The organism is Burkholderia alba (assembly GCF_034721475.1).
Classification (GTDB): Bacteria; Pseudomonadota; Gammaproteobacteria; order Burkholderiales; family Burkholderiaceae; genus Burkholderia; species Burkholderia alba.
Map to the genome: position 1 here is coordinate 1 of NZ_JAWJWL010000088.1, position 4,308 is coordinate 4,308.

At 68.4% G+C, this 4,308-nt stretch carries 1 protein-coding gene; it reads right to left on the reverse strand.

What is annotated here, in order from left to right:
* Positions 1–25: 25 nt before the first annotated feature.
* Positions 26–4,308: condensation domain-containing protein (locus RZR99_RS32165; protein WP_323123733.1), on the reverse strand; the 4,283-nt coding region annotated here is incomplete at its 5' end.

Below are 4,308 nucleotides of genomic sequence, written 5' to 3' on the forward strand. Positions count from 1 at the left end.
GCATAGCTCAGCTGCTGATCCTCGATCACCAGTGCAATGGCGTCCGGACGCTGTTCGACCTGCTGTTCGAACAGTTGGTGGATGCAAAGCTGATCGGTCGCGTGCGCGTCGGTCGCGTTCCAGGTGTCGAGCAGCAGCCGGCGCTCGTCGGCCGGCAGCAGCGCGATATCGTGCACGCGCGTGTCGAGGGCGGCGCATGCGCTAGCGAGATACTGCAGCAGCCGGTCGGCGTGACGGGCCACCGTCGCGGCGTCGAACAGCGCGTCGTTGAAGCGCAGTTCGAGGGCGATCGGCGCATGCTTGCCNGCAGCGCGATATCGTGCACGCGCGTGTCGAGGGCGGCGCATGCGCTAGCGAGATACTGCAGCAGCCGGTCGGCGTGACGGGCCACCGTCGCGGCGTCGAACAGCGCGTCGTTGAAGCGCAGTTCGAGGGCGATCGGCGCATGCTTGCCGAACTGCGTGTAGAGGAACGACAGACCGCTCTCGGGGCCGCTCAGCCATTGCACGTCGGTGGGTTCGCCGGCGACTTCGATGCCGCGCCGCAGGAACAGCGTGTTGATGCTGATCTCGGTATGGCGGGGGTCCAGACCGTAGTGCCGCACCAGTTCGCCGAACGGATAGCGGCCGTGTTCCAGCGTCTGGCGGAATGCTTCGCTGGCGTGCCGCATCGCGTCGGCCAGCGTGTCGCCGGCCGGGTTGAACGACACGGCGAGCGGGACCACCTTGGCGAACTGGCCGGGGATGTCGAGCGCTTCGCGGGTGCGGTTCAGGAACGACACGCCGAAGGTCACATCGGGTTCGCCGCTGACGCGGGCGAGATACAGCCCGGTCAGCGCGGTCAGGCATTCCGCGTGCGACAGCGACAAGGCGTTCGCCGCCTCCGCCAGCGCTGTCTGCAGCGTCGCCGGCAACGCCCGGCGCAGCGACGCGACCCGGCGTGCCGCCTGCGTCGCATGCGGGCGGTCGGCCAGCAGCGTGACCAGCGGCGCACGGTTGATCGACCGGAAAGCGGCTTGCCAGAACTGCGCGTCGCGCTCGTATTCGGGCGAATCCGGATAACTGCGCTCCAGCTTCAGCGTCTCGAGGAATACACGGTCGAGATTGAACGGATGAGCGGGATCGTGCTCGAGCTGCCCGTAGTTTTTCGCGATGCGCTCGAAGACCCGCAGCGCGGCCCATCCGTCGTTCAGCAAGTGGTGCGAGCGCAACGCGACCACCGCGCAGTCGGGCCAGTGAAACACCGCGACGTCGCTCGATTTGTCGGCGGGCCGGTCGTTCAGCGCCCGGTGCCAGTCGCATACCGCCTGCCACTGCGCGTCCGGTACGCGCGTCGTGCTGTCGGAGAAGCTCGTGAAACGGGTGGAGCCGGCGGGCGCCTCGCGTTGCAGGCCGGTGTCGGTCCATTCCAGCCAGAACGACTGGCTCTGCGTGATCACCGCTTGCGCGGCGGCCTCGAGCCGGTCGCGGTCGACCGTCGGCGCGCAGCGCATCGCCGCCAGCGCGAAATACGACGTGCCGGCCGGCGAGGCCTGTTCCTGCAGCCACACGGACTGCTGGGCCGGCGACAGCGCGTACCAGGCGCCCGCTGCGAGTGCCGGCCGGTCGATCAGCCTGCTCAGCACGGCGCCATGCACGGATACCTGGATGCGCGCGACGCTCTCGTCCCAGATCTGGTCGACCGACGCGCTCGGATCGCGCATCGCGAGCGTGACAAAGGCGAGATAGAGCGCGGCGATCGTTTCGACCGTTGCGTGATCGAACAGGTCGGTGCTGTAGGTGATGTCCGTTTTCAGGGCGTCGTTGTCGTACTGGAACACGACGGCCAGATCCGCGCCGCGCCCGAGGTTCCGGCGCGGCACCGTGTCGACCGCCACGCCCGCGAGCGTGGCCTGCGCGTCGAGAGCGCCTTGCTGAAACTGGCAGAACACCTGGAACAGCGGGTCGTGCGAAGGCAGGCGCGGCGGATTGACCGCGGCCACGATCTCGGAGAACGGCAGTGCGTCGTGCTCGAGCGCCGCCAGCAGCGTTTCCGATCCTCGCCGCAGATGGCTCAGTACCGACGCGGACGGCTCGATCGCGTGGTTCAGCGGGATCGTGTTGACGAACAGGCCGACGAGGTTCTCGGTGGCGAGCTTGCCGCGGCCCTCGGTCACCGTGCCGATCACGACGTCGCGGCTGCGGGCGAGCCGGCCGCACAGGATGGCCAGCGTCGTCTCGAGCACGATGAATGGCGTGAGCTGGCAGGCCGTCGCGGTCCGTCTGATGTTGCCGGCCAGATCCTTGGATAGCGTGAGCGCGATTTGCCCCGCGCTGTCGGACATGACGGCCGGGCGAGGCCGGTCGAACGGCAGGTTCAGGCAGACCGGCGCGCCGGCCAGCTTGTTGCGCCAGTACCGCCGCAGCCGAGCGGTGCGTTCCGGGTTCAGGTGCCGGCGCTGCCAGGCCGCGTAGTCCCGGTACTGGAGCGGTGTCGGCGCGTGATCCGGCGCGTCGCCGTCCGAGCGCGCCTGATAGGCGCGCATGATGTCGTGCCAGACGATGCGTGAGGAGATCGCGTCGATGGCGACGTGATGGACCCCGATCACCAGCAGCGCGCGGTCGTCGGATTCGACGAACAACGCCGCGCGGAAGATCGGACCGTGGAAGCAGTCCGGCGTCGCGGCGGCTTCGGCTTGCGCGGCGGGCAGACCGTCTTCCTCGATGGCGGCGATCTGCCGTATCGCCAGCTGAAAGCGCCCCGGCGGATCGATCGCCGGAGCGAAGGTGCCCGTGCGTGCGTCCGTCACATAACGAGTCCGGAGGATTTCATGCCGGGCGACGACCGATGCGATCGCTTGTTCGAGCCAGTCCGGGCGCAACGATCCGGACAGCATGAGGATGGAAGACGAATTGAGTATCCCTGTCCGCGACGAGGCCGCGATGGCGAGCACCCGCTCCTCGGCGAACGAGAGCGGCAGATCGCCGTGCCGATCCACCGGCACGAGGCGTTCGGAGGCGTCGGACGGGGTGGCCGTCCCGGCTGCCGCCGCGAGCTGGGCGATGGTCGGGGCTTCGAAGATGCTGCGCACGGACAAGGTCTTGCCGATCGCCGTGTTGATGCGTGCCGCCAAACGGACGGCGAGCAGCGAGTGTCCGCCGAGCGCGAAGAACGAGTCGTGGCGGCTGATGCGCTCGACGCCGAGCAGATCGGACCAGATTGCCGCGAGCGCGGTTTCGATCTCGCCTTGGGGCGCTTCGTAGTGCTGGTGAGCGAAAGCCTCGTCGGAAGGCGCGGGAAGCGCCTTGCGGTCAAGTTTGCCGTTGGCGGTCAAAGGCAAGCTATCGAGCTGGACGAAGGCGGCCGGCACCATGTAGTCGGGCAGGTGCTGGCTCAGGAACGCGTGCAGGTCGGCGGCGAGTTGCGGGTCGGGCTGCGCCACGACATAGGCGACCAGCCGCAGGTCGGCGTCGTGGCCGCGAGCGAGGACGCAGGCGTCCCGGACGGCCGGATGGTCGCGCAGCCGGGCTTCGATTTCGCCGGGCGCGATGCGGAACCCGCGGAGCTTGAGCTGAGCGTCGCTACGGCCGAGGAAGACCAGATTGCCGTCGGGCAGGTAGCGTGCCCGATCGCCGGTGCGGTACATGCGCGCGCCGGGCTGCTCGGAGAAGGGATCGTCGAGGAAGCGTTCGGCGCTCAGGTCGGGGCGGTTCAGGTAGCCGCGTGCGACCCCCGCGCCGCCGATGTACAGCTCGCCCACCGCGCCGAGCGGCACGGGGCCGCCATGTTCGTCGAGCAGGTAGATGCGGGCGTTCGCAATCGGTCTGCCGATCGTCGGCGTGGGATCGTCGCGATGGACGGCTCCCGAGGTGGCAACGACGGTGGTCTCGGTCGGGCCGTAGTTGTTGACCAGCTGCACGGTCTCGGGCAGGCCGGGCGGCACTTGCGTGAGACGGTCGCCGCCGATCAGCAATTGGCGCAGGTGAGCGGGGAGTCCCGCGTCGATCGCCAGCAGCGCGAGAGGGGTCACGAGGAATGCCGTGCGCATGGGTTGATCACGCCACCAGTGAAGCAGCGCGGACGGATCGGCGGCAAGTTCGATGGGCGACAACAGCAAGGTGACGCCGCTGGTGAGCGCGGGCCAGATTTCCCAGGTGGTGGCGTCGAAGGCAAGGCCCGCGGTAGCGGTACTGTACTGGCCGACCTGGAGACCGAAGTGAGCAACATGCCAGGTGACGAGATTGGCCAGTTGGCGATGTTCGACCATGACGCCCTTGGGGGTGCCGGTGGACCCGGAGGTATAGATCACATAGGCGAGATGGTGGGAGG